Genomic DNA, 25,267 nt, shown 5'->3' with positions numbered 1-25,267 from the left:
TGCGTGCGGGCGCGGGTCGCGCCCACATGCACCAGCACGTCGACGTGTCCGCCGCTCATCCGTCGCAGAATGCGGGTCAGGATGCTGGGCACCCGCAATGTGCGTCGGATGAACGGTGCACGCGGCCAGGAGAGGCCAGGCTCCCGCCCGGATACACGTCGGCGCTCCCGATCAGGCCGCGGTGCGCCGGCACAGGCGACCACAACTCAGGACATCCGCACGCGAGGGCTAGCCGCCGCCCCGCAAACACGGGGTCCGACCCCGCCGGCTCAGCGTCCAGCCTGAATTGTGCTCGCCGGCCGCGGATGCCCCGGGCGTCGGGGCAGCCCCTTCGTCATGTCGGGGATGGGCGGGCCTGCCGGTACCCCTGCCATGTAGCCGCCCATCCGCCGTTCGGCTGTCACAAACCGCGGGGCACGACGCCGATCACCGTCGATGTGCGACAGCGGAACGCCGCGGCGAGGGCGGAGTGACAACTCGCCGACGCGCACCGCTACACCGCCCGCGGGCGAGGGCGGAGGGATGTCCCGCCCGAGCCAATCGGGGTAGGGGTCCCCGTTCTTGACTCGGGAGGGCGAATCGCGAAGCCCGCAACCCCCGAGCCTCACTCCCACTCGATCGTCCCCGGCGGCTTCGACGTGACGTCGAGCACGACCCGGTTGACCTCGCGCACCTCGTTCGTGATGCGGTTCGAGATCCGCGACAGCACGTCGTAGGGCAGGCGCGTCCAGTCCGCGGTCATGGCGTCCTCCGACGACACCGGCCGCAGCACGATGGGGTGCCCATACGTGCGTCCGTCGCCCTGCACGCCCACCGAACGCACGTCGGCGAGCAGCACGACGGGGCACTGCCAGATCTCGGCATCCAGGCCCGCGCGGGTCAGCTCCTCGCGGGCGATGGCGTCGGCGTCACGCAGGATCTCGAGGCGGTCAGCGGTGACCTCACCGACGATCCGGATGCCGAGGCCGGGCCCCGGAAACGGCTGCCGCCCGACGATCACCTCGGGCAGGCCCAGCTCGCGGCCGATCGCGCGCACCTCGTCCTTGAACAGGGTGCGCAGCGGCTCGACGAGCTCGAACTGCAGGTCCTCGGGCAGGCCGCCGACGTTGTGATGAGACTTGATGTTGGCGGCACCGGTGCCGCCGCCGGATTCCACGACATCCGGATACAGCGTGCCCTGCACGAGGAAGCGGATGGGCGCGCCGTCGGCGGCGGCCTCGGCGACGAGGTCGCGCTCGGCGGCCTCGAACGAGCGGATGAACTCGCGGCCGATGATCTTGCGCTTCTGCTCGGGGTCCGAGACGCCCGCCAGAGCGGTGAGGAACTGCTCGCGCGCGTCGACGGTCACAAGCCGCACGCCGGTCGAGGCGACGAAGTCGTTCTCGACCTGCTCGCGTTCGTCCTTTCGCAGCAGTCCGTGGTCGACGAAGATGCAGACGAGCTGGTCGCCCACGGCCTCGTGCACGAGGGCAGCCGCGACGGCGGAGTCGACGCCGCCCGAGAGCCCGCAGATGACCCGCGCCGACCCGACCTGGTCACGGATGCGGGCGACCTGCTCGGCGATCACGTTGCCGCTGTTCCAGTCGGCCGGCAGCCCCGCGGCGCGGTGCAAAAAGTTCTCGATCACGCGCTGCCCGTGGTCGGAGTGCTTGACCTCGGGGTGCCACTGCAGCCCGTACATGCGGCGCGCATCGCTCGCGAACGCCGCGACGGGCGTGGCCGCGGTCGAGGCGAGCACGTCGAAGCCGGCGGGCGCCTTCGACACCTGGTCGCCGTGGCTCATCCACACGTTCTGGGCGGCCGGCTGGCCGGCGAGCAGCACGCCGCCGTCACCGGTGACCTCGGCATCCGTCGCCCCGTACTCCCGCAGGCCGGTGTTGGCGACCTCGCCGCCGAGGGCCTGGGCCATCACCTGGAAGCCGTAGCAGATGCCCAGCGTGGGCACATCGAGGTCGAACACGCCGGCATCCAGCGACGGGGCGCCCGGGGCGTACACCGACGAGGGTCCGCCCGAGAGGATCAGGCCCACGGGGTTGCGGGCGGCGATCTCGGCCGCCGTCGCGGTGTGCGGCACGATCTCGCTGTAGACGCCGGCCTCGCGCACGCGGCGGGCGATCAGCTGCGCGTACTGGGCGCCGAAGTCGACGACGAGGACGGGACGTTGGGAGGTCTCTGTGGCTTCGGTCACCGGGTGCTCTCAGGGGCGGGGGCGGATGCGGGGGCCTCGGCCGCCGCGGCGGCTTCGCGTTCGGCGAGGTAGCGTCGCACCTCGCGGGCGACCCGCACTTCGAGGAAGAACGACAGCAGGGGCACGATGCCGCCGAGCGCGAGGAGCAGGAACCGGCGGAAGGGCCAGCGCATGAGGCTCCAGACCCGGAAGCACGCGAACAGGTACACGACGTAGAACCAGCCGTGAGCCACGAGGATGAACAGCGAGATGTTGAAGCCGTCGCCGGTCGAGATCATCTCGCACGTCGTGCTGCCGGGGATGAACAGCGAATACCACTGGCATTCGGGGCCGGCGATGACGGTCGCGAACCACAGGAACCCGCCCGACCCGCCGGCGAAGAGCTCGAGGTGCAGCGGGGTGTACTTGAGGATCATCTCGGCCACGAGCAGCAGCAGCCCGACGCCGGTGATGATCGACGCGACCTGGTAGAACTTCAGCGCTCCGCGGATCGCCGGAAACGAGGCGAGGCGGGGGGCGGGCATGGTGTCCATTCTACCGCCGGGCGGCCGCATGCCGTGCCCGGTCGGTGCACTCGGGCCGGGATGCCGCGCGCGCCGAGAAACCACCGTTCGCGCCAGACACACCGCAACGCGTGCGGTTTCGCGCGAACGCTGGTTTGCCGGGCGCGGGCGCGGCCCGATGCGGCCGGGTGAGGATCCGCAGCCGGATCAGGAGGGCACCCCCACCCGCGCCCGGCCCACGCGCAGCATGGCCACCGCGATGAGCCCCGCGATCACCGCCAGCCCCAGCAGACCCGCCGCGGCCGCCGCGAGCGAGAGCGCGCCCAGCCATCCCGCGAGCGGATACCCGATCAGGAAGCACGCGTGCGACAGAGAGAACTGCGCCGTGTAGACGAGGCTGCGATTGTGCTCCGTGGATGCCGCGAGCAGCAGCCGCGCGGAGGGCGTGCCGATCAGCGAGGTCCCCGCCCCCAGCACGGCCCACGCCCCGAGCAGGAGCGGCCAGCCGGCGCCGGCGGCATCCGGCACCAGGGTGAGCACCAGCGTCGCGGCGAGCCCCGCCACGACCGTCAGCCCTCCCGTGGTCATGGGGCCGATGATCCCCCAGCGCTCGACGATGCGGGGCACGTTCAGCGCCATCAGCAGCGACCCGCCCCCGTACGCGGCGTAGGTGAGCGCGAGCGCGCTGTCGTCGAGCTGCAGCACGCTCTTGACGTACACGACGCTGTTCACCAGCACGAGCGCCGTGCCCGCGGCGACGACGAAGTTCATCCCCAGCAGAAAGCGCAGCCTGCGGGCGCGCGCGAACACCCGCACGCCCTCGGTCGTGCGCCGCCAGAACGTCGAGTCCGGCGGTGGAGCGGTTGGTGCGGGCACGCGCGTCGACAGCACCAGCAGAGCCGAGACCGCGAAGCCCAGCACCGTGCCCGCGAAGAGGTTGCTGTAGCTGACGATCGCGAGCAGGGCGGCGGCGATCATCGGGCTGACGATCGCCTCGAGGTCGTACGCGAGCCGCGAGAGCGAAAGCGCCTTGGTGTACTCGCGCTCGTCGGGGAGGATCTGCGGGATCGTCGACTGGAACGCCGGGGTGAAGGTGGCCGAGGCCGACTGCAGCACGAAGATCAGCACGTACACCTGCCACACCTCGGTGACGAAGGGCAGCCCGAGGGCGGTGGCGGCGCGCACGACGTCGGCTCCCACCAGCACCGCCTTGCGCGGCAGCCGGTCGACCGCGGCGGCGACGATCGGCGCGACGGCGACGTAGGCGACCATCTTGATCGTGAGGGCGGTGCCGAGCACGGCGCCCGCGTCGGCCCCGGCCAGGTCGAAGGCCAGCAGACCCAGCGCCACCGTCAGCAGCCCGGTGCCCAGCAGCGCGATCACCTGGGCCGCGAACAGCCGCCGGTAGGGCGCGACGCTCAGGACCGAGAGCAGGCCGGTCATTGCCCGCCGCGGTGGTGCGCCGGCACATCGTCGACGGCGTGCTCGGCCTGCAGCAGGGCCTCGCGCACGACCCGCACGGCGTGCTCGTCGACGAGCGAGTAGAACGCGCGGTTGCCGTCCTGCCGCACGGCGACCATGCGCGCCCAGCGCAGCTTGGCCAGGTGCTGCGAGACCGCGGCGGGCGGGCGATCGACGATGTCGGCCAGGTTGTTCACCGACAGCTCCCCGCCGTGCAGCGCGAGCAGGATGCGCACCCGCGTCGCATCCGAGAGCAGCCGGAACACCTCGACCGCCACGTCGACGTACGTACTATCGGGCGCGAGGTTATCCGGATGCGTATCTGCGTGCATGCGTAGATAGTAGTACGAACGAACGCACGTGGGAGAACCACCGTGGCCGCGGCTGGCCGGCTGGCCGGCTGGCTGGCTGGCTGGCTGCGGTCACGGCATCCACGACGCCGCGCGACACGAGGACTATCGCGCGACACGAGGGCTCCGGCGCCCGAATCGTCCTCGCGCCGCGCGCAAGTCCTCGCGCGAGGCTGGTGGGGCCAGCGTGGGCGGGCTGGGGCCGCACGCGGCTGGGCAGGGCACGGCGCAGCAGGGCGCGGCGTGGCCGGGCAGGGCGCAGCAGGGCGCGGCACGGCGCAGCAGGGCGCGGCAGGCGCGCAGCGCGGCCGGGGCGCGCGATGCCTCAGGATGCCGCCGGCTCGGCGTCCTCGGCATCCTCGAGCTCTTCGAGCTCCTTCTCCCACGCGTCCCGCGCCAGGCGATACCAGAGGTAGAAGGCGAAGCCCGCGAAGACGACCCACTCGATCGCGTAGAACACATTGAGCCAGTTGACCGGCGACGCCGCCTCGGGCGCCCACGACGCGATCGGGTCGAGATCGACGCCGGCCTGGGGGGCGACGCCGGCGTCGGGTGCGAGCGCCGCGAGGTACGGCCGATACACGTCGAGCCCCTCGATGTCGTGCCACACCCCGAGCAGCGCGGCCGGCGACATCCGCGTCATCACGTGCGGGTCGGCGCCCGCCGGGGGCAGCCCCGGTCCTTCGTCCGAGATCAGCCGGCCCGTGACCGACGCATAGGCACCCGCGGCGTGCTCGTCGAGAGCGGATGCCGCGGCCTCAGCATCCGCGCGCGTCGGCGCCCACCCGATCGCCACGGCCAGCGACGTCGGCTCGATCGACCCGTCCTCGGGTGTGAACCCGGGATCGGGCTCCCCGATGCGCAGCTGGCCGGTGACCCAGTAGCCCTCGACGCCGTCGTTGTACCGCGAGTCGATCACGACGAAGTCGCCGGGCACCCAGAATCCGCCCGCCTCGACCTGCTGGCCCACGAGGGGCTCGGGCAGGTATGCGCCCGGCTCGATCACCTCGGCGAGCGGCTGCACCTCCTCGGTCGCGCCCGGCGGCGGCGGGTCGGTGTCGATCGCCCGGTCGAGCTGCCACTGCCCCAGCCACGCGAACGCGGCGGCCACGAGCAGCGACAGCGCCAGCAGCGCCAGCCAGCGCGGACGCAGCATGACCTCGCGCAGCGTGGGCGGAAAGATCTGCTCGCCGCGCGGCTCCGTGCCGGCATCCGCCCCGGGCTCGGGACCGGTCACGATCGGCCTGGCCTCGACGTCATCTGTGCCCGTACGGCGCCACGACGATCTCGACGCGCTGGAACTCCTTGAGGTCGGAATACCCCGTCGTCGCCATCGACTTGCGCAGCGCGCCGATCAGGTTGGCGGTGCCGTCGGCCACCGGCGCCGGCCCGTACAGGATCTCTTCGAGCGGCCCCACGGCATCCACGCGCACGCGGTGTCCGCGCGGCAGCTTGGGGTGGTGCGCCTCGGGGCCCCAGTGGCAGCCCTGGCCCGGTGCATCCGTCGCGCGCGCCAGCGCGACGCCGAGCATCACGGCATCCGCCCCCATCGCGAGCGCCTTCACCACGTCGCCCGCCGTGCCGACGCCACCGTCGGCGATGACGTGCACGTAGCGTCCGCCCGACTCGTCGAGGTAGTCCCGGCGCGCTCCCGCGACGTCGGCGACCGCCGTCGCCATGGGGGCGTGGATGCCGAGGGTCACGCGGGTGGTCGATGCGGCCCCGCCGCCGAACCCGACCAGCACGCCCGCCGCACCGGTGCGCATGAGGTGCAGGGCGGCGGTGTAGGTCGCCGCTCCCCCGACGATGACGGGCACGTCGAGGTCGTAGATGAACTTCTTGAGGTTCAGCGGCGCGGCCTGCGACGAGACGTGCTCGGCCGACACCGTCGTGCCCCGGATGACGAACAGGTCGACGCCGGCGGCCACGACCGTCTCGTAGAGGTCCTGTGTGCGCTGCGGGGTCAGCGAGCCCGCGACGGTGACGCCGGCCTCGCGGATCTCGGCCAGGCGCTGGGTGACCAGGTGCGGCTTGATCGGCTCGGCGTAGGCCTCCTGCATGCGGCGCGTGACGTCGCCGTCATCGAGCGAGGCGATCTCGGCCAGCAGCGGCTCGGGGTCCTCGTAGCGCGTCCACAGACCCTCGAGGTCGAGCACGCCGAGCCCGCCGAGCTGACCGAGCATGATGGCCGTGCGGGGGCTGACGACCGAGTCCATCGGCGCGCCGAGCACCGGGATGCCGAATTGGAAGGCGTCGATCGACCATGCGGTCGAGACATCCTCGGGGTTGCGGGTGCGGCGCGAGGGCACCACCGCGATGTCATCGAACGTGTAGGCGCGACGAGCGCGCTTGGCGCGGCCGACCTCGATCTCCATGGTCACCGCCCCAGCCTACCCGGCGTGCGGCGGGGCACCCCCAGGCGCGGCGTCCTGCCCCTCGGGCGTGCGCGTGATGCGCGCGAGCAGCGTCGTGATCGGCCCGCTGAACCAGTACGCGAGAAAGCCCCACGAGCCGATCCACGGCGAGACACCGGCGGCGATGCCCCCGCAGATGACCGCCGCGAGCCCGCCGAGTCCCACCAGACGCGTCTCGCTCTCGGGCTGGTCGCGCAGCAGGTGACCGCCACGGGATGCCGCCCACCGCCACGAGAGGTGCCCGAACAGCGCCGCGAAGAAGAAGTTGATGGGCAGCAGCATCCGCCCCGCGTACCAGTCGAAGTAGTCGGCCGCGAGGCTGGTGGTGAACGGGATCAGCACGATGAACAGCAGCCGCGCGTTGTTCAGCCACAGCAGCACCGTGTCGACCCGCACGATGTCGCGGAACTGGCGCAGGTGGATGACCCACAGCATGCTCAGCAGCCAGAAGCTGATGACGAAGCCGACGATGTTCTGGCTCATGTCGCCGAGCGCCTGCCACAGCTGCCCGTCGCTGTCGATCTTGCCGATGGAGTCGGCCGTCAGATCGAGCACCAGCAGGGTCGCGGCGATCGCGAAGACCGCGTCGGTGTAGGCCTCGGTGCGGGTCGTCGCCATGGTGGCGTCGGGCTTGGGGGACCTCGGCATGGCGCCAGGCTATCGGGGCTCGCCGCTGCGCGCCTACCCGCCGTGTGCCGCGCGCCTACCGGCGGTAGTTCGGCGCCTCGACCACGAGCTGCACGTCGTGGGGGTGCGACTCCTTCAGTCCGGCCGCGGTGATGCGCACGAAGCGGCCCTTGCTCTTGAGCTCGTCGATCGTGCGGGCGCCGACGTAGAACATCGACTGCCGCAGGCCCCCGACCAGCTGGTAGGCGACGGCCGAGACCGGGCCACGGTACGCGACCTGACCCTCGATGCCCTCGGGGATGAGCTTGTCGTCGGTGGGCACGTCGGCCTGGAAGTACCGGTCCTTGGAGTAGGAGGTCTTCTTGCCGCGGGTCTGCAGGGCACCCAGCGACCCCATGCCCCGGTACTGCTTGTACTGCTTGCCGCTGACGAACACGACCTCGCCGGGCGACTCGTCGGTGCCGGCGAACAGCGAGCCGATCATCACCGAGTCGGCGCCCGCGACGATCGCCTTGGCGATGTCGCCGGAGTACTGCAGGCCCCCGTCGGCGATGACGGGCACGCCCGCCTCGCGCGCGGCCAGCGACGCCTCGTAGACGGCCGTGACCTGGGGCACGCCCACGCCGGCGACCACCCGGGTGGTGCAGATCGACCCCGGTCCGACGCCGACCTTGACGGCATCCACCCCGGCGTCGATGAGCGCCTGCGCGCCCTCGCGGGTGGCGACGTTGCCGCCGACGATGTCGATGTGCTCGAACGAGGCGTCGGCCTTGATGCGGCGCACGATGTCGATGACGCCCGCCGACTGGCCGTTGGCGGTGTCGACCACCAGCATGTCGACCCCGGCGTCGCGCAGCGCCTCGGCCCGCTGCCAGGCGTCGCCGAAGAAGCCGATGGCCGCCCCCACGCGCAGGCGGCCGTGCTCGTCCTTGGTGGCGAGCGGATACTTCTCGCTCTTGTCGAAGTCCTTGATCGTGATGAGCCCGGCGAGCTTGCCGGCGTCGTCGACGAGGGGCAGCTTCTCGACCCGGTGCTTGGCAAACGTGGCGATCACGTCGTTGGCGCTGATGCCGACGGGGCCGGTGATCAGGCCGGTGCTCGTCATCACGTCGCGCACGAGCGTGGTCTGGCGCTCGAAGCCCGACACGAAGCGCATGTCGCGGTTGGTGACGATGCCGACGAGATAGCCCTCGCCGTCGATGACAGGCAGGCCCGAGATGCGGTACTGCGCGCAGAGCGCGTCGACCTCGTCGACCGTCGTGTCGGGGGTCGTGGTGATCGGGTCCGAGATCATGCCCGACTCGCTGCGCTTGACGCGGTCGACCTGTGCCGCCTGGTCCTCGACCGACAGATTGCGGTGCAGGATGCCGATGCCGCCCTCCCGCGCGATCGCGATCGCCATGCGCGCCTCGGTGACGGTGTCCATCGCGCTGGTCAGCAGCGGGGTCGCGACCGTGATGCGGCGGGTGACGCGCGACGAGGTGTCGGCCTCACTCGGGATGACGTCGGTGTGGCCGGGAAGCAGCATCACATCGTCGTAGGTCAGACCGACGAAACCGAACGGGTCGTGCTCGTGCATGGGGGCTCCTCCTGCGGGTGGGGCGGGCGACGCGACGTAACCGGGGAGAAAGACCGATCCGTCCCCTGATTCTACGTCCGACAGGCGGTCGGAATTCCCGCCCGCGCTCAGGTGATCGCGCCGACGTCGGAGGGGCCGCGGCGGCGCCGGGAGTAGAGCACCGAGTCCACGCTCAGCACGGTCAGGGCGACCCAGACGAGGGCGAAGCCGATCCACCGCTCGAGCGGCATGGGCTCGCCGAGCAGGAACGCGCCGGTGACGAACTGCAGGATCGGCGCGACGAACTGCAGCAGCCCGATGACCGTCAGCGGCACCCGGCGGGCCCCCGCGGCGAAGAACAGCAGCGGGGTCGCCGTCGCCACCCCCGCGAGCGAGAGCAGCACGGCGTGCGACAGTCCGGCCGAGCCGAGCGTGAGCCCCGTAGTCAGCGACACCGCGACGAGCTGCCCCACAGCGACCGGCATGAGCCAGAACGATTCGAGGGTGAGGCCGCTGACGGCATCCACCTGCGGGCCGATCTGCTTCTTGATCAGGCCGTAGACGCCGAACGCGCACGCCAGCGTCAGTGCGATCCAGGGGAACGCGCCGTACCCGACCACGATGACGCCGACGGCGAGAGCGGTGATCGCGATCGAGATCCACTGCGTCGGGCGCAGGCTCTCGCGCAGCACGAGCACGCCGAGCAGCACCGTGATGATCGGGTTGATGAAGTAGCCCAGGCTCGTCTCGATCACGTGGCCGGTGAGCGTGGCGACGAGGAAGACCTGCCAGTTGACGTAGATCACGACGCCGGCCAGGGCCGTCCACCCCAGCAGGCGCGGCTGCCGCACGATGCGCCCGAAGGAGCGCCACGTGCGGGTCACGCTGAGCAGCACGACGCAGAAGACCAGCGAGAGCACGATGCGCCACGCGACGATCTCCCACGGCCCGGTCGGGGCCAGCGTGAGGAAGTACAGCGGCAGAAAGCCCCACAGCAGGTACGCCGTGAACGCGTAGACCCCGCCGAGGGCCTTCTCGCGAGCCGCATCCGGCGCGGGGGATGCCGAGCCGCCTGACGCGGAGCCGGATGCGGGCGGAACGGGGGCGTGCGTCACCGACTCAGGCTAGCCCGCGCTCGCGGGTGCGGCGCCGGGGCACGACGAAGGGCCCGGTGCCGAAGCATCCGGGCCCTTCTTGCGTCAGTCGATCAGCGAACGACGACGGCGAGGACGTCGCGCGCCGAGAGCACGAGGTACTCGTCGGAGCCGAACTTGACCTCGGTGCCGCCGTACTTGCTGTAGAGCACCCGGTCGCCGACCGAGACGTCGAGCGGAACGCGGTTGCCGTTGTCGTCGATACGGCCGGGGCCCACCGCGACGACCTCGCCCTCCTGGGGCTTCTCCTTCGCGGTGTCGGGGATGACCAGACCACTGGCCGTCGTCTGCTCGGCCTCGACCTGGCTGATGACGATGCGGTCCTCGAGCGGCTTGATGGAAACCGTCACGGTCTACCTCTTTCTTGATCCAAGACTCGTTAGCAAACTCGCCGTGAGAGTGCTAACTGACAGTGTAGGCAACGCCTGGCACTCCCGCAACGCGAGTGCCAACTTCGGCGGATGCTGGTGGGCCTTGCCACCGTAGGGTGAACGGGTGGACATGTCCGAACTCACGGCCCTGCTGACGCCCGAGGGACTGCGGCTGCTCGATGCGGCCGAGCCTGTGCGCTCGTCCGCCGATGTCGCCCGGCAGGTGACCCGGCTGCGCGCGGCGGGCCACTCCCCCGACCTCGTCTCGGCGGTGGTGGGCCAGGCACGGCTGCGCGAGCGGGGCCGCGCCAAGTTCGGCGAGATCGCCGAGCGGATGCTGTTCACGCGGGCGGGGCTCGAGCAGGCCACGCGCCTCGGGGTCGCGACCCTGCACGCGCGACGCTTCCGCGACGCCGGCTTCGAGTCCGTCGCCGACCTCGGCTGCGGCATCGGCGGCGACGCGACCGGTTTCGCCGGCCTCGGCCTGCGGGTGCTCGCGGTCGAGGCCGACGAGGTCACCGCCGCGATCGCCGCCTACAACCTCGCCGCCTTCGGCGACGCCGCCCGCGTCGTGCACGGCCGCGCGGAGCAGACCGATCTCGGTGACGTGGATGCCGTCTGGCTCGACCCGGCGCGCCGCACCGCGGGGCACACCGAGACCCGGCGCCTCGCCGACGCCGACGACTACTCCCCCTCGCTCGAGGTTGCGCTGCGCATCGCCCGCGAACGCCCGGCCGGCATCAAGCTGGGCCCGGGGCTGGACCGCGGCCTCATCCCCGACGACGTCGAGGCGCAGTGGATCACGGTCGACGGAACGACGCTCGAGGTCGTGCTCTTCTCCGGATCCCTTGCCCGACCCGACGTGCGCCGCGCGGCGCTGGTGGTGACCGCCGATGGCGCGCACGAGCTGACCGCGCCCGCCGACACCGACGACGAGCCGGTGCGCGAGCTGGGCGCCTTCGTGCACGAGCCCGCGGGGTCGGTCATCCGCGCACGCCTCGTCGGCGACGTCGCCCGCGCGCTCGAGGCGGGACCGGTGGCGCCGGGCATCGCCTACCTGACCGGGGATGCCGGGGTGACGAGCCCGTTCGTGTCGACCTTCCGGGTGCGCGAGACACTGCCCGCCGATGTGAAGAAGCTCGGGCGGGCGCTGCGCGAGCGCGGCATCGGCACGCTCGAGATCAAGAAGCGGGGCATCGACGTCGACCCCGCGATGCTGCGCCCGAAGCTGGGGCTGCGCGGCGACGAGGCGGCGACCCTGCTGCTGACCCGCATCGGCTCGGCGCGCGTGGCGATCCTCGCCGACCGCGTCTGAGCGCGGCCCCGGGGTTGCTCAGCCGAACAGGGCGCCCTGCGTCGCGGCCCAGCCGATCCAGATCGCGCTGTAGACGAGGGAGAGCGCTCCGAGCGTCAGCGCCCACCACGCCACCCGGCGGCTCTCCTCGGGCCGGCGCAGCGCGACGACCGCCGTGACCACAGCGACCATCCCGATCGGAAAGCCCCAGCCGACGAAGAACGAGGCGAACAGGCCGGCGATGGCCGCGGCGAGCGCCCACGCCGCCGCCGACCGGCGCGGGCGCGGCGGGGGCGGCCCCCAGTGCAGCACCACATCGCGGTCTTCGGGGAAGGGCACGGGCCCCGTTTCGACGTACTCCCGGGGCCGGGGCCGGGGCGGGTAGTCGGGCGCGGCGCGCTCCCGGCGCGCATCGGGCTCGGGGTGCGCGGCGGGCTCCGGCCGGGAGTCGGTCACGGCGTCGTCCCCCGCGCCGCCACCTGGATCTCGGTGACCGGCAGCGTCGAGTCGGCGCCGAACGCGAGGGTCGAGGGCTCGCGTCCCGACATGATCAGCTCGGCGGCGAGCGCCGCGATCATCGCACCGTTGTCGGTGCACAGCGACAGCGGCGGAATGCGCACTGTCACACCCGCGGCATCCGCCCGCGCCAGCGCCACCTCGCGCAGCCGGCGGTTGGCGATCACCCCGCCGCCCAGCAGAAGGCGGGGCACGTCGTGGCGCGCGCACGCGTCGAGGGCCTTCGTGACCAGCACGTCGACGACGGCCTCGCGGAACGACGCGGCGACATCCGCGACCGGCACCGGTTCGCCCGCGGCCTGACGCTGCTCGATCCAGCGGGCCACGGCGGTCTTGAGGCCCGAGAACGAGAAGTCGTAGCGGTGCGCCGCCATGTCGCTCGCGCGCGAGAGCCCGCGCGGAAACCGGATGGCCTGCGGGTCGCCGGATGCCGCGGCACGGTCGATCTCGGGCCCCCCGGGGTAGGGCAGGCCCAGGATGCGCGCGACCTTGTCGAACGCCTCGCCCGCGGCGTCGTCGACGGTTTCGCCGAGCATCTCGACGTCGCCGGTGAGATCGCGCACGAGCAGCAGCGAGGTGTGCCCGCCGCTGACCAGCAGCGCGACGGTCGGGTACTCCAGCGGCTCCGCCTCGGCATCCAGGATGTCGGCGGCGATGTGCCCGACGAGGTGGTTCACGGCGTAGAGCGGCCGCTCGAGCGCGACCGCGAGGGCCTTGGCCGCGCCGACACCGACCATGAGGGCTCCGGCCAGGCCGGGGCCGGACGTGACGGCGACAGCATCCACATCGGCGAGACTCACCCGCGCCTCAGCGAGGGCGGACTCGATCGCCGGCTGCAGCGCCTCGAGGTGCGCGCGGGCGGCGACCTCGGGCACGACACCGCCGAAGCGGGCGTGCTCGTCCATGCTGCTCGCGATCGTGTTGCTGAGCAGGGTGCGCCCACGCACGATGCCGATGCCGGTCTCGTCGCAGCTCGTCTCGATCCCGAGCACGAGGGGGTCGGTGCGGTTCATCCGGTGCTCCCCTCCGCGGGCTCGGCGGGCCCGGGTGTATCGGGCGTCGGAGATGCGCCGGGGGTCGGATGCTTCGGCGCGCTGTTCTCCGACGCTGGGCTCATGTCCGACCCCGGATGCACCGTGCCGGCCGCGAGCCACGCCCGAAGGTTGAGCTTCATCACGACGGCGTCGACGCCGTCGGGCTGGTAATACCGCGGGCGGCGGCCGATCTCGGTGAAGCCTTCCGAGGCGTAGAGCGCCTGCGCGACCGGGTTGTCGGCGCGCACCTCGAGGAACACCTCCCGCGCGAGCCGCCCGGCCGCCTCGTGCAGCAGCGCGCGCAGCAGCATCCGACCCTGCCCCCGGCCCCGGGCGCTCTCGGCGAGCGCGATGGTCTGGATGTCGGCATCCCGGGCTCCCTGCGGCGCACGCACGCCCCCGTAGCCCACGAGCGAGCCGTCATCCGCGTCGGCGACGAGGTAGCGGCCGTGCGGGGAGTCCAGCTCGTCGCGCATCATCTGCTCCGACCAGGCGTCGGTCGGGAACGAGGCGTTCTCGAGCGCCATGATCGCGGGCAGGTCGGCCTGCTCGGCGGTGCGCAGCCTCACGCGCTCACCCGCTTCGGGATGTGCCCCAGGGTCACGTCGGGCGCGCGCAGATAGAGGGGCTCGGATGCCGCGGGCACGGCATCCGTGGCGATCAGCGCCGCAGCGACCCGGCCGACGGCCGCGGGCGCGATGGTGGCGACGTCGACGCGCGCCGCGCCGCGCGGCGCGAGCGCGGCGTCGAGGTCGTCGCGGGGGCTGAGGGCGGGTTCGGTGAGCCGCACCGGGATGCCGTCGGCGCCGATGCCGGAGTAGAGCGTGTACGCCAGCTCGCGGCGCCGCGCGTCGGTGACGATCGCCAGCGGGTACGCCCGTGCGGTGTCGTCGTGGGCGAGCGCCGCGGCGTCGTGGCTGACGACCGGGACGACCGGGATGCCGCGGGCCAGCGCGAACGCGCGCGCGGCGGCGACGCCGATGCGCAGGCCGGTGAACGGACCGGGGCCCATGCCCGCGGCGACATGCGTGAGGTCGGCCGGGGCGATGCCGGCCTGCGCCAGCGCCCGCTCGAGCAGATCGCCGATGATCTCGGCATGGCCGAGCGGATCGTCGGTCGTGGCCTCGCCCGCCACCCGGCCGTCGAGACCGACGACGGCGACGCCCGAACCGAGCGAGGTGTCGATGGCGAGGATCACGCCCTCCAGCGTAGCCGCGGCGCCTACGGCCGCAGCGAGACCGTGACGATGCGCGGGGCGTCGGCATCGAGCTCGTCGGCGTCGAGGTCCCCGGCATCCGCCCCGGCCGCGGCATCCGCCCCACCGCCGACGGGGCGCTCGATCTCGATCTCCCACCACAGCTCGCCGAGCGCATCGGCCATGCCGCGGCCCCACTCCACCACGACGACGGAGCGCTGCGCGTCGATGTCGAGGTCGTCGAGCTCGAGGGCCGATCCCAGCCGATACGCGTCGGCGTGCACCAGGGGCGGGCCGCCGACGAGCGAGGGATGCGTGCGGGCGATCACGAACGTGGGGCTCTGCACGGGTCCGCGCACGCCGAGGCCCTCGGCGATGCCCCGGGTGAGCGTCGTCTTGCCGGCACCGAGCGGACCGGTCAGCACCACGAGATCGCCCGCGGCGAGCCCCTCCCCGATGCGGCGGCCGAGGGCGTGCATCGCGGCCGCGTCGGCGATGTCGTGCCGGCCGAGCACCGCCTCGGGCACGCTCACGACGACGCCTGCCGTCGCGGCACCCGTGCCCCGATCCGCGTGACGATGTCGTAGTTGATGGTGCCGGCGGCATCCGCCCATTCGGTCGCCGCGGGCACGCCGAGCGTGGGGTCGCCGAAGAGCACGACCTCGTCGCCGACGGCCACCGGGGCGTCGCCGACGTCGACGACGAACTGGTCCATCGCGACGCGGCCGGCCACCGTGAAGCGGCGCCCTCCGATCGTGACCGGTCCCGCGCCCGATGCCTGCCGCGGCACGCCGTCGGCGTAGCCCAGCGGAACGAGCGCGAGCGTCGTGGCCCGCGGCGTGCGGTAGTCGTAGCCGTACGACACGCCCTGGCCGGCGGGCACGCGACGCACCGCGGCGACGGCGGCGCGCAGGGTCATGGCCGGGCGCAGGCCGAGCTCGCCCGACGACCTGTCGGCGAAGGGCGACAGCCCGTAGATGCCGATGCCCACCCGGATGCAGTTCATGCGCGCCTCGGGCCGGTCGATCGCGGCCTCGGTCGCCGCAAGGTGGCGCAGCGGCGGGTTCAGACCGGCGGATGCCGCGGCGATCACGCCCCGCTCGAACGCCCGGGTCGCGGCCAGATCGTCGTCGACGCCGGCGTTGGAGAGGTGGCTGAAGATGCTGACCACCCGCACCTTGCCGAGCCGCTCGAGACGCGCGGCCTCGGCGAAGACCACCGGCTGGTCTTCGGGTGCGATGCCGTTGCGCGAGAGCCCCGTCTCGATCTTGAGGTGCACCGACACGGGCCGGTCGATGGATGCTGCGTCGGCGGCCTGCAGCAGCTGGTCGAAGCTCGAGACCCCGATCTCGATGTCGCACACGGCGGCCTCGGCGAACGACACCCCCGGCGCATGCAGCCACGCGACGACGGGGGCGACGATGCCCGCGCGCCGGAGCGCCAGCGCTTCGCCGATGTCGGCCACGCCCAGCCGGGTGGCCCCGCCCTCGAGCGCCGCGCGGGCGGCGCGCACGGCGCCGTGCCCGTAGCCGTCGGCCTTGACGACCGCGATCAGCTCGTCCACTCCGGCGAGCCGTCGCAGGTGGCGCGTGTTCGCCGCGATGGCGCTCGTGTCGATGACGGCCTCACGCATGGTGCCGGGCGGCATCGTGTTCGACGTGCGCTCCATCAGCGCTCCTCCCATGCCGCGCCCGCGAACCGCATGTGGAACCGCGGATCGGCCGCGACCGCGGCATCCGCCGGCAGGCCGTCGCTCGCCGCGGCGGGCTTCCCCGCGGCGTCCCCCGCAGCATCCCCCACCGGCCCGCCGGTCGCCAGGGAATGTCGGGTCGACCCGCCGGAGACGACAGAATCCGGCGACTCGTCGGGGGTGACGGTCTCGGCGACGACGTAGGCGATCGCGAAGCCCGCGTCGTGGCTCATCGACAGGTGGATGCCGGTGATCCCGCGATCGGCGACGACCTGCGCCGTCGATCCGGCGAGCGTGAACCACGGCCGGCCCGACTCCTCGGGCGTGACCTCGATCTCGGTCCAGTGCACGCCGTCCGACCCGCCGAGTGCCTTGATCAGCGCCTCTTTGGCGGCGTAGCGCGCGGCGAGCGACCGGGGCCGCAGGCTGCGCTCGGCGACGGAGAACAGCCGCTCCAGCAGCCGCGGGGTGCGCTCGAGGGTGCGCTCGAACCGCGGGATATCGACCAGGTCGACCCCGATCCCGACGATCACTTGCGCACTCCCGACATCACCTCGCCACCCTATCCCGGCGCTTCGCCGGGCCGGCGGCGGCGCCCCGCGCCCGCACGCCCCCGCTCCCGCTCCCGCTCCCGCTCCACGCGGCGCTCCGCTGTCGCACATCGACCCGCCGACGCGCCCCCACCGTCGATTCGCGACAGCGGAGCGGTGGAACGGGGCGGGAGGGAGACGCAGCGACGAGGCTCGCGCGTCAAGTCCCTTTCGCCCCTGCGCCGCACACGCGAGACTCGCCGCACCGCAAACGAGGAGGAAGACATGACCGATCCCCGTGCCCACACCGACCACCGCTCCGTCGCCATGATCGTCGGCAGCGTCTCCGAACCGTCGCTGAACGCCCGCTTCGGCGACGCCCTCGCGCGACTGGCTCCCCGCGCGGGCCTGACGATCACCACGGTGCCGATCGACGGGCTGCCGTTCTTCGGCGCCCACCTGCAGAAGGCCGAGGACTATCCCGACGTGGGACGCGAACTCAAGGATGCCGTCGACGGCGCCGACGGGCTGCTCGTCGTGACCCCCGAGTACAACCGGTCCATCCCCGGCGTGCTCAAGAACGCCGTGGACTGGCTGTCGCGGCCGGTGGGCGAGAGCTCGTTCCCCGGCAAGCCGACCGCCGTCATCGGCACGAGCAAGGGCGTCATCTCCACCGCCGTGGCGCAGGCCCACCTCAAGTCGATCCTCGCCTCGCAGGGCGCGAACCTGGTCGGCTCGCCCGAGGCGTACATCCGCTACAGCGAGGGCCTGGTCGACGACGAGGGGAACGTGACCGACGCCGACACCGAGGGGTTCCTGCTCACGTTCCTGCGTGCGCACCGCGCGCTCATCGACGCGCTCGACGAGGGCTGAGCACCGAGCGTTTCGTCTCGTCGCTGCGCTCCTCGCTCAACGACCGCGCGAGACGGGCGTTGAGCGAGCGCAGCGAGACGAAACGCCCTCGACGGCGCCTATTCGACCGTGACCGACTTGGCCAGGTTGCGGGGCTGATCGACGTCGAGCCCCTTGGATGTCGAGAGCGCCATCGCGAAGATGTGCAGCGGCACCACCGCGAGCAGCGGCTCGAACAGCGGCCCGGCGAGCGGGATGCGCAGCACCTCGTCGGCCTTCGGCAGCACCGCGGCGTCGCCCTCTTCGGCGATGGCGATGACGCGGGCGCCGCGGGCGCGGATCTCTTCGATGTTCGACACGACCTTGGCGTGCAGCAGTGCCGACTCGCGCGGCGAGGGCACGATCACGATCACCGGCTGCCCGGGCTCGATCAGCGCGATGGGACCGTGCTTGAGCTCGCCGGCGGCGAACCCCTCGGCGTGGATGTACGCGAGCTCCTTGAGCTTGAGCGCGCCCTCCATCGCGATGGGGTAGCCGACGTGGCGGCCGAGGAAGAGCACCGAGCGCGTGTCGGTCATCCAGTGGGCCAGCTGCTCGATGCGGGTCTGCTCGCGCTCGATGATGGTGCTGATCTTCTCGGGCACCGCCTCGAGTTCGGCGACCAGCCCGGCCGAGGCCGCGGCATCCAACTCCCCGCGCACACGCCCCACGTGCATCGCGAACAGATACAGCGCCGTGATCTGGGCGACGAACGCCTTGGTCGAGGCGACCGCGACCTCGGGGCCGGCGTGCGTGTAGACGATCGCGTCGGATTCCCGCGGGATCGTCGCGCCCTGCGTGTTGCAGATCGACACCGTGCGCGCCCCGCGCTCGCGGGCGTACTTGACGGCCATGAGCGTGTCCATCGTCTCGCCCGACTGGCTGATCGACACCACGAGGGTGTCGGGCCCGATGACGGGGTCGCGGTAGCGGAACTCGTGCGCCAGCTCGACGTCGACGGGCACGCGCGCCCACTGCTCGATCGCGTACTTGCCCACCGCACCGGCGTAGGCGGCGGTGCCGCACGCGACGACGATCACGCGCGAGATCCTGGTGAACGCGTCATCGAGCGGCTCGAGCTCGCCGATGACGACGCCGGCGTCGTGGATGCGGCCGAGCAGCGTGTTGCGCACCGCCTCGGGCTCTTCGGCGATCTCCTTGGCCATGAAGGACGACCAGCCGCCCTTGTCGGCGGCCGAGGCATCCCACGTCACCTCGAATGGTTCGACGTCCACGGCCTGCCCGGCGAAGTCGGTGACGGTGACGGCCTGGGGCGTGATCGCCACGATCTGGTCCTGCCCGATCGCAAGCGCGCTGCGTGTGTGCTCGACGAAGGCGGCCACGTCGGAGCCGAGGAAGTTCTCGTCCTTGCCGAGCCCGATCACCAGCGGCGAGTTGCGGCGCGCACCCACCACGAGCCCCGGGTGGTCCTCGTGCATCGCCAGCAGCGTGAAGGCACCCTCGAGCCGGCCGACCACGCGTCGAAACGCCTCGGTCAGGTCGCCCTCGGCATCGCGGTAGGCACGACCCAGCAGCACGGCCGCCACCTCGGTGTCGGTCTCGCTGTGGAACGTGCAGCCGGCGGCGACCAGCTCGGACTTGAGCTCCGAGAAGTTCTCGATGATGCCGTTGTGGATGACGGCGAGCCTGTCGTCGTCGGCCAGGTGCGGGTGGGCGTTGTCGTCGGTCGGGCCCCCGTGCGTGGCCCAGCGGGTGTGGCCGATGCCGGTGGTGCCGTCGGCGAGCGCCGTGGCCTCGAGGTCGTCGCGCAGCACGCCGAGCTTGCCGGCGCGCTTGCGCATGCCGAGGTCGCCGTCACCGTCGATCACCGCGATGCCGGCGGAGTCGTAGCCGCGGTACTCGAGCCGTGCCAGACCGGCGAGCAGGATGGCTTGGCTCGGCCGCGGGCCGACGTATCCGACGATTCCACACATGGGCACAATCCTAAGCGCCGGATGCTGGACGACCCGTCCGTGGCCCGTCAGAGCTTGCGCAGCAGCACGCTCTCGACGTTGTGATCCTGCCCCTTCTGCAGCACCAGGTTGGCGCGGTGCCGGGTGGGCAGCACGTTCTCGACGAGGTTGGGCATGTTGATGTCGTTCCAGTACCCGAGGGCGGTCGTGACCGCCTCTTCGTCGGTCAGATGCGCGAAGGTGTTGAAGAACGACGTCGGGTTGGCGAACGCCCCGGCCCGGAGCGTGAGGAAGCGGTCGACGAACCACCGCTCGATGTGGGCGGTGTCGGCATCCACGAAGATCGAGAAGTCGAACAGGTCCGACACGGCGATGTCGTTCGGCGCCGGCGGCGGCGCGAGCACGTTGAGCCCCTCCACGATGACGACGTCGGGGCGGCGCACCACGACGCTGGCGTCGGGAACGATGTCGTAGCGCAGGTGCGAGTAGAACGGCGCCCGGGCCTCGGCGGCACCGGATTTGACCTCGGTGAGGAACTCGACGAGCGCGCGGCGGTCGTAGGACTCGGGGAACCCCTTGCGTGCCATCAGGCCGCGCCGCTCGAGCTCGGCGTTGGAGAACAGGAATCCGTCGGTCGTGACGAGCTCCACGCGAGGCGTGCCCGGCCACCGGCTCATCAGCTCGCGCAGCAGGCGCGCGATCGTGGACTTGCCGACCGCGACCGACCCGGCGACTCCCACGACGAACGGGGTCGTGGTGTCGGGCTCCTGCAGAAAAGCGCTGGTGTCGGCGCCCAGCCGCTTGTTCGCGTTGGCGTAGAGGCTGAGCAGGCGGCTGAGCGGCAGATACACCTGCCGCACCTCGGCCATGTCGAGCCGGTCGCCGAGCCCCCGCAGCTGCACGATCTCGTTCTCGGTCAGCGGCTGGCTCATGTCAGCCGCGAGGTGCGCCCACTCGCCTCGATCGATCTGGCGGTACGGGCTCGGCGCTATCTCGTCGGCGGGCACGCGCCCATGCTACTCCGGGCGCTGCACGGGCTCCGTCGTCGTTTCGCCGAGTGACGCGCCGGGCGGCGCCGGCGTGCCGCGCACCCCGGTGATCGCGGATTCCACGACCGAGGCGGCGAGCGCGTCGACCACCTGCGCGGGCTGCCACTGCAGCGGCCCGTGGGCGGCGATGTCGGCGAAGCCGTGCACGCTCGCCCAGCACGCCCACTCGGCGTAGGGGCGCCGCGCGGGCTCGAGCGCGCCGGCGTCCACCATCTGATCGAGGGCGTCGAGCAGCAGCTGGAACGGCGCGACCACCTCGTCGTCGATCGTGACGATGCCCTCGCTCGCCGTCTCGTCCTGCGTCTGAAACGCGAGCGAGAACCAGCCCGGCTCGGCCCGGGCGAAGTCGATGTAGGCCAGTCCGATGCGGCGCAGGCGCTCTGTGGCCGCAACCGCGGCGTCGTCGGATGCCGGAGCCGCGGCGATACGCGCGGCGATGGCGCCGGCGAGCTGCTGCTGCGCGCCGTTCGCGACGGCGTGCACGAGCGCGTCGCGATCGGCGAAGTGGCGGTACGCCGCGTTGGGCGAGACGCCGACGGCGCGGGTCAGCTCGCGGAGCGAAAGGGCGTCGACTCCCCCGACGCGGGTCACGCTGAGACCGGCGTCGATGAGGGCCTGCCGCAGGTCACCGTGGTGGTACGCACGGTCGGCCGTCTCGGCCGCGCCCGCATGGCTCCCGACCTCTTGCGTCACGCGACTCCCGGTGTGTACGGTGTGAACATCACGATGTGGACAGCGTCTACTTCTCCCCCATCCTATGTCGGCCGAGGAGGCCCCGTGCCCGAACTGGCGATCGAGACGCACGACCTGGTCAAGGTCTTCGGCAAGAACCGCGCCGTCGACGGCATCGACCTGGCCATCGAGCGGGGCGGCGTGCACGGCTTTCTCGGCCCCAACGGGGCGGGAAAGACGACGACGATCCGCATGCTCGCGACGCTGCTCAAGCCCGACGGCGGCACCGCGCGGGTGCTCGGTCGCGACGTCGTCGCCGACGCCACCGAGGTGCGTCGGCGCGTGAGCCTGACCGGGCAGTTCGCCTCGGTCGACGAAGACCTCACCGGCCGCGAGAACCTGCGCCTGATCGGGCGCCTGTTCGGCTACACCGGCGGCGGCGCCCGCCGGCGCGCCGACGAGCTGCTGAACGCCTTCGCCCTCGACGAAGCGGGCGACCTGCAGGTCAAGAAGTACTCGGGCGGGATGCGGCGGCGCCTCGACATCGCGGCATCCATCGTCGTGACGCCCGAGCTGCTGTTCCTGGACGAGCCGACGACGGGGCTGGACCCCCGCAGCCGCAACGAGGTGTGGGACATCATCCGCACGATGGTCTCCAGCGGCACGACCGTGCTGCTGACGACCCAGTACCTCGACGAGGCCGACCAGCTCGCCGACCGCATCAGCGTGATCGACCGGGGCACCGTGGTCGCCGAGGGCACCAGCGCGCAGCTGAAGGCGTCGGTGGGATCGGGCTCGGTCATCGTGCGGGTCGTCGAGCACGACGACCGCGAGCAGGCGCGCCGCATCCTGGCGCGGGTGCTCGGCACCGAGCTGGCCGAGATCCGCGAGGAGCGCGACCCGAGCGCCCTGTCGGCCACCGTCGACGACTCGGGCGCGGTGACCGCGGCGCTCACGGCGCTGGAGGATGCCGGCATCCGCCTGGCGCAGTTCTCGCTCGGCCAGCCGACGCTCGACGAGGTGTTCCTCGCGATCACCGGGCACCGGGCCGAGGACGAATCGGACGACGCGGACGCAGAGGAGACCGCCGCATGAGCACGTCGACGACGCAGCAGAAGCAGGAGCCGCCGAACCCGCAGGACCAGCGTGCCGCGATCCTGGCCGCCCTGTCGCAGAACGAGCGGCCGGCCCGGCCGGGCCCCCTCTCGACATCGCTGACGTTCGGCTGGCGCGCGCTGCTGAAGATCAAGCACGTGCCCGAGCAGCTGTTCGACGTGACCGTGTTCCCGATCATGTTCACGCTGATGTTCACCTATCTGTTCGGCGGGGCGCTCGCGGGCAGCGTCGAGGGCTACATCCAGTTCCTGCTGCCGGGCATCATGGTGCAGAGCGTCGTGATGATCACGATGTACACCGGAACGACGCTGCGCACCGACCTCGAGAAGGGCGTGTTCGACCGGTTCCGGTCGCTGCCGATCTGGCGCCCGTCCCCCCTGGTCGGGATGCTGCTGGGCGACGCGGTGCGCTTCGCCCTGGCCTCGGTGGTGATCTCGGCACTCGGGCTGATCATCGGGTGGCGTCCCGAGGGCGGTCTGCCCGGAGTCGTGCTCGGCGTGCTGCTGATCCTCGTGTTCGCGTTCAGCATCGGCTGGGTGTGGACGTTCCTCAGCCTCGTGCTGCGCTCGTCCAACGCCGTGATGGGCGTGAGCATGATGGTGATCATGCCGCTGACGTTCGCGAGCAACATCTTCGTCGACCCGTCGACGATGCCCGGGTGGCTGCAGGCGTTCGTGAACGTGAACCCCGTGTCGCACCTCGTCTCGGCGGTGCGCGACCTGATGGGCGGCACCGCCGTGGGACCCGAGGTCGCCATCACGCTGGTGTGGTCGGTGGGTCTGGTGGTCGTGTTCGGGTCGCTGACGATGATGCGCTACCGCGACGCCCGCTGACGGGGGGCCGCCCCGGCCGTTGAGCGAGCCGCAGGCGAGTCGAAACGCCCACGCGGTAGGGTCTTCAGCGTGCGCCTCGGAGTCCTCGACATCGGCTCGAACACCGTGCATCTGCTGGTGGCCGACGTGCGGCCGGGTGGCCGTCCCCTCGCGGGGACGAGCGACCGCACGGTGCTGCGGCTGATGCGCTACCTGATGCCCGACGGCTCGATCTCGGAAGAGGGAATCGTCGCCCTCGAGGCCGCCGTCACCCAGGCGCGCGAGGTCGCGGACGCCGAGAACGTCGGCGAGCTGCTGGCCACGGCCACCTCGGCCGTACGCGAGGCCACGAACGGCGCCGAGGTGATCGCGCGCATCGAGGCCGCGCTCGGGCAGCCGCTGCAGGTGCTCGGCGGCGAGACCGAGGCCCGCTTCACCTTTCTGGCCGTGCGTCGCTGGTTCGGCTGGTCGGCGGGGCAGATCCTGCTGTTCGACATCGGCGGGGGCTCGCTCGAGCTCGCAGCCGGGGCGGACGAACTGCCGGATGCCGCGGCATCCCTGCCCCTGGGTGCCGGGCGGATGACGGTGGAGTTCCTGCCCGACGACCCGCCGGGCGATGCCGCCGTCGACGCGCTGCGCGAGCACGCCGCGGCACTGCTGAAGCCCGTGGCCGAGCAGTTCGCCGCGCAGCCGCGTCCGGACCACGTGGTGGGGTCGTCGAAGGCGATCCGCTCGCTCGCGAAGCTGGCCGGCTACCCGATGCCCGGCTGGTCGGGCATCGAGCGCATGGTGCTGCCGCGCCGCGAGCTGAAGGCGTGGATCCCCCGGCTCGCGCGCATCCCCGCCGAGGCGCGTCAGGAGCTGCCGGGCATCACCGCCGACCGCACGCTGCAGATCGTCGCGGGCGCCGTGGTGCTGCACCAGGCCATGAAGGCGATGGATGTCGACGAGCTCGAGGTCTCGCCCTGGGCCCTGCGCGAGGGCGTGCTGCTGCGCTACATCGAGTCGCTCGACCGGGGCTGAGGGCGTTTCGACTCGCTGCGCTCGCTCAACGACCGCAGCGCAGCGACGAGACGAAACGGGCTCTTCGCAGTTGAGGGTGTAGTCGGGGGCGCGGGCCAGTTGGCGGAGGGGCGTCGAGGTCTTCCAGGATGGGAGTTCCTACGCTGCCCACCCGGAAGACCTCGACGTGCTCCAAGCTACCTTCGCCGCCCCCTGCCTGACCACGTTCTGCCGGCTCGATGAGCTCGGCCTCGAAGCTGTCGGGCAGCGTCTTGAACCTGATCGTGCGGTGGTCGAGTGCCGCGTCGTGGACCCGGATCCGTGGTGCCGGGAGTGCGGGGCTGAGGGGGTGCTGCGGGACACCGTCACGCGGGCTCTCGCGCATGAGCCGTTCGGGCATCGGCCGACGACGCTGCTGGTGCGGGTCCGCCGGTACCGCTGCGCGCACTGCGGGCGGACGTGGCGGCAAGACACCAGCAAGGCAGCGCCGGCGCGGGCGAAGATCTCCCGCGGCGGCCTCGGGTGGGCGCTGGGAGGAATCGTCATCGATCACCTGACGGTGACGCGTGTCGCCGCCGGTCTCGGGGTGTCGTGGCACACCGCCAACAGCGCGATCCTCACCGAGGGGCGCCGGGCGCTGATCGAGGATCCGGCCCGGTTCGAGGGGGTTACCACGGTCGGTGTCGATGAGCATGTCTGGCGACACACCCGGTTCGGCGACAAGTACGTCACGGTGATCATCGACCTCACCCCCGCGCGGGAGAAGACGGGCCCGGCGCGGCTGTTGGACATGGTCCCGGGCCGGTCGAAGCAGGCCTTCAAGCAGTGGCTCGCTGCCCGCCCGCAGGCCTGGCGCGACGGGGTCGAGGTCGTCGCGATGGACGGGTTCTCCGGGTTCAAGACCGCCGCTGCCGAAGAGCTCCCCGA

General features: G+C 72.1%; 25 protein-coding genes and 1 pseudogene. 6 read left to right on the top strand and 20 right to left on the bottom strand.

The window, feature by feature from the left end:
* Positions 1-604: 604 nt before the first annotated feature.
* The 10 genes from guaA to groES form a co-directional block, all read right to left on the bottom strand.
* Complete coding sequence (gene guaA / locus M4I32_RS10605; RefSeq protein ID WP_319034467.1) at positions 605-2,188, bottom strand: glutamine-hydrolyzing GMP synthase; 1,584 nt, start codon at positions 2,186-2,188, stop codon at positions 605-607.
* On the bottom strand, positions 2,185-2,712 hold the full coding sequence (locus M4I32_RS10600; RefSeq protein ID WP_319034466.1) for a DUF3817 domain-containing protein: 528 nt from the start codon (positions 2,710-2,712) through the stop codon (positions 2,185-2,187). Before M4I32_RS10600 ends, guaA begins: the two co-directional genes overlap by 4 nt.
* A gap of 186 nt (positions 2,713-2,898) precedes the next feature.
* Positions 2,899-4,125 carry an MFS transporter gene (locus tag M4I32_RS10595; protein ID WP_413466815.1) on the bottom strand — a complete coding sequence of 409 codons (1,227 nt, stop codon included), beginning with the start codon at positions 4,123-4,125 and terminating at the stop codon, positions 2,899-2,901.
* A 5-nt stretch (positions 4,126-4,130) separates the two neighbouring features.
* On the bottom strand, positions 4,131-4,484 hold the full coding sequence (locus M4I32_RS10590; protein ID WP_319034464.1) for a metalloregulator ArsR/SmtB family transcription factor: 354 nt from the start codon (positions 4,482-4,484) through the stop codon (positions 4,131-4,133).
* Between the two features lie 343 nt (positions 4,485-4,827).
* Complete coding sequence (locus M4I32_RS10585; protein ID WP_319034525.1) at positions 4,828-5,658, bottom strand: SURF1 family cytochrome oxidase biogenesis protein; 831 nt, start codon at positions 5,656-5,658, stop codon at positions 4,828-4,830.
* A 100-nt stretch (positions 5,659-5,758) separates the two neighbouring features.
* Positions 5,759-6,877 (bottom strand): GuaB3 family IMP dehydrogenase-related protein, encoded by a 1,119-nt coding sequence (locus M4I32_RS10580; RefSeq protein WP_319034524.1) that lies wholly within the window; start codon positions 6,875-6,877, stop codon positions 5,759-5,761.
* Positions 6,878-6,892: 15 nt separating this feature from the next.
* Positions 6,893-7,564 carry a TMEM175 family protein gene (locus M4I32_RS10575; protein ID WP_319034463.1) on the bottom strand — a complete coding sequence of 224 codons (672 nt, stop codon included), beginning with the start codon at positions 7,562-7,564 and terminating at the stop codon, positions 6,893-6,895.
* A gap of 55 nt (positions 7,565-7,619) precedes the next feature.
* A complete protein-coding gene (guaB, locus tag M4I32_RS10570; RefSeq protein ID WP_319034462.1) occupies positions 7,620-9,122 on the bottom strand; it encodes an IMP dehydrogenase in 1,503 nt (500 codons plus the stop codon).
* Positions 9,123-9,229: 107 nt separating this feature from the next.
* Positions 9,230-10,216 carry an EamA family transporter RarD gene (gene rarD, locus M4I32_RS10565; RefSeq protein ID WP_319034461.1) on the bottom strand — a complete coding sequence of 329 codons (987 nt, stop codon included), beginning with the start codon at positions 10,214-10,216 and terminating at the stop codon, positions 9,230-9,232.
* A 92-nt stretch (positions 10,217-10,308) separates the two neighbouring features.
* The gene (gene groES, locus M4I32_RS10560; RefSeq protein ID WP_319034460.1) at positions 10,309-10,605 is read right to left on the bottom strand and encodes a co-chaperone GroES; all 297 of its coding nucleotides are present in this window, start codon (positions 10,603-10,605) and stop codon (positions 10,309-10,311) included.
* Between the two features lie 145 nt (positions 10,606-10,750).
* Between groES and M4I32_RS10555 the strand changes: the two genes are divergently transcribed.
* The gene (locus tag M4I32_RS10555) at positions 10,751-11,941 is read left to right on the top strand and encodes a class I SAM-dependent methyltransferase (protein WP_319034459.1); all 1,191 of its coding nucleotides are present in this window, start codon (positions 10,751-10,753) and stop codon (positions 11,939-11,941) included.
* 18 nt (positions 11,942-11,959) lie between these two features.
* On the opposite strand, the gene M4I32_RS10550 is transcribed toward M4I32_RS10555, so the two are convergent.
* From M4I32_RS10550 to M4I32_RS10520, 7 genes and pseudogenes are all read right to left on the bottom strand, one after another.
* Positions 11,960-12,376 carry a hypothetical protein gene (locus tag M4I32_RS10550; RefSeq protein ID WP_319034458.1) on the bottom strand — a complete coding sequence of 139 codons (417 nt, stop codon included), beginning with the start codon at positions 12,374-12,376 and terminating at the stop codon, positions 11,960-11,962.
* Positions 12,373-13,449 (bottom strand): tRNA (adenosine(37)-N6)-threonylcarbamoyltransferase complex transferase subunit TsaD, encoded by a 1,077-nt coding sequence (gene tsaD, locus M4I32_RS10545; RefSeq protein ID WP_319034457.1) that lies wholly within the window; start codon positions 13,447-13,449, stop codon positions 12,373-12,375. The genes M4I32_RS10550 and tsaD overlap by 4 nt, the downstream gene beginning before the upstream one ends.
* A complete protein-coding gene (gene rimI / locus M4I32_RS10540) occupies positions 13,446-14,039 on the bottom strand; it encodes a ribosomal protein S18-alanine N-acetyltransferase (protein ID WP_319034456.1) in 594 nt (197 codons plus the stop codon). The genes tsaD and rimI overlap by 4 nt, the downstream gene beginning before the upstream one ends.
* Positions 14,036-14,668 (bottom strand): tRNA (adenosine(37)-N6)-threonylcarbamoyltransferase complex dimerization subunit type 1 TsaB, encoded by a 633-nt coding sequence (tsaB, locus tag M4I32_RS10535; protein ID WP_319034455.1) that lies wholly within the window; start codon positions 14,666-14,668, stop codon positions 14,036-14,038. The genes rimI and tsaB overlap by 4 nt, the downstream gene beginning before the upstream one ends.
* A gap of 23 nt (positions 14,669-14,691) precedes the next feature.
* A complete protein-coding gene (gene tsaE / locus M4I32_RS10530; protein WP_413466814.1) occupies positions 14,692-15,144 on the bottom strand; it encodes a tRNA (adenosine(37)-N6)-threonylcarbamoyltransferase complex ATPase subunit type 1 TsaE in 453 nt (150 codons plus the stop codon).
* Between the two features lie 50 nt (positions 15,145-15,194).
* Positions 15,195-16,334 (bottom strand): alanine racemase, encoded by a 1,140-nt coding sequence (gene alr, locus M4I32_RS10525; RefSeq protein WP_319034453.1) that lies wholly within the window; start codon positions 16,332-16,334, stop codon positions 15,195-15,197.
* Positions 16,335-16,540: 206 nt separating this feature from the next.
* Positions 16,541-16,888, bottom strand: a pseudogene (locus M4I32_RS10520) (holo-ACP synthase); the annotation flags it as partial.
* A gap of 282 nt (positions 16,889-17,170) precedes the next feature.
* Here M4I32_RS10520 and M4I32_RS10515 point away from each other — a divergent pair.
* Entirely contained in the window at positions 17,171-17,758 is a 588-nt protein-coding gene (locus tag M4I32_RS10515) for an NADPH-dependent FMN reductase (protein ID WP_319034452.1), read from the top strand.
* 98 nt (positions 17,759-17,856) lie between these two features.
* Here M4I32_RS10515 and glmS read toward each other — a convergent pair whose 3' ends face one another.
* Genes glmS through M4I32_RS10500 form a run of 3 tightly spaced genes read right to left on the bottom strand, consistent with a single transcriptional unit; the run spans position 17,857 to position 21,431 of the window.
* On the bottom strand, positions 17,857-19,710 hold the full coding sequence (glmS, locus tag M4I32_RS10510) for a glutamine--fructose-6-phosphate transaminase (isomerizing) (protein ID WP_319034451.1): 1,854 nt from the start codon (positions 19,708-19,710) through the stop codon (positions 17,857-17,859).
* A 47-nt stretch (positions 19,711-19,757) separates the two neighbouring features.
* Complete coding sequence (coaA, locus tag M4I32_RS10505; RefSeq protein WP_319034450.1) at positions 19,758-20,696, bottom strand: type I pantothenate kinase; 939 nt, start codon at positions 20,694-20,696, stop codon at positions 19,758-19,760.
* Positions 20,697-20,705: 9 nt separating this feature from the next.
* Positions 20,706-21,431 (bottom strand): TetR/AcrR family transcriptional regulator, encoded by a 726-nt coding sequence (locus tag M4I32_RS10500; RefSeq protein ID WP_319034449.1) that lies wholly within the window; start codon positions 21,429-21,431, stop codon positions 20,706-20,708.
* 84 nt (positions 21,432-21,515) lie between these two features.
* Between M4I32_RS10500 and M4I32_RS10495 the strand changes: the two genes are divergently transcribed.
* The 4 genes from M4I32_RS10495 to M4I32_RS10480 form a co-directional block, all read left to right on the top strand.
* Entirely contained in the window at positions 21,516-22,505 is a 990-nt protein-coding gene (locus M4I32_RS10495; RefSeq protein WP_319034448.1) for an ATP-binding cassette domain-containing protein, read from the top strand.
* Complete coding sequence (locus M4I32_RS10490) at positions 22,502-23,359, top strand: ABC transporter permease (RefSeq protein WP_319034447.1); 858 nt, start codon at positions 22,502-22,504, stop codon at positions 23,357-23,359. The genes M4I32_RS10495 and M4I32_RS10490 overlap by 4 nt, the downstream gene beginning before the upstream one ends.
* 69 nt (positions 23,360-23,428) lie before the next feature.
* Positions 23,429-24,361 (top strand): Ppx/GppA phosphatase family protein, encoded by a 933-nt coding sequence (locus tag M4I32_RS10485; protein WP_319034446.1) that lies wholly within the window; start codon positions 23,429-23,431, stop codon positions 24,359-24,361.
* A 166-nt stretch (positions 24,362-24,527) separates the two neighbouring features.
* Positions 24,528-25,267 (top strand): ISL3 family transposase (locus tag M4I32_RS10480; protein ID WP_319034445.1); only part of this gene is annotated, 740 nt, incomplete at its 3' end.

This window comes from Microbacterium sp. LRZ72 (assembly GCF_033792225.1).
GTDB lineage: Bacteria > Actinomycetota > Actinomycetes > Actinomycetales > Microbacteriaceae > Microbacterium.
The sequence above is the reverse complement of the archived record's forward strand: the minus strand, read 5'-3'. Positions and strand labels throughout refer to the sequence as shown.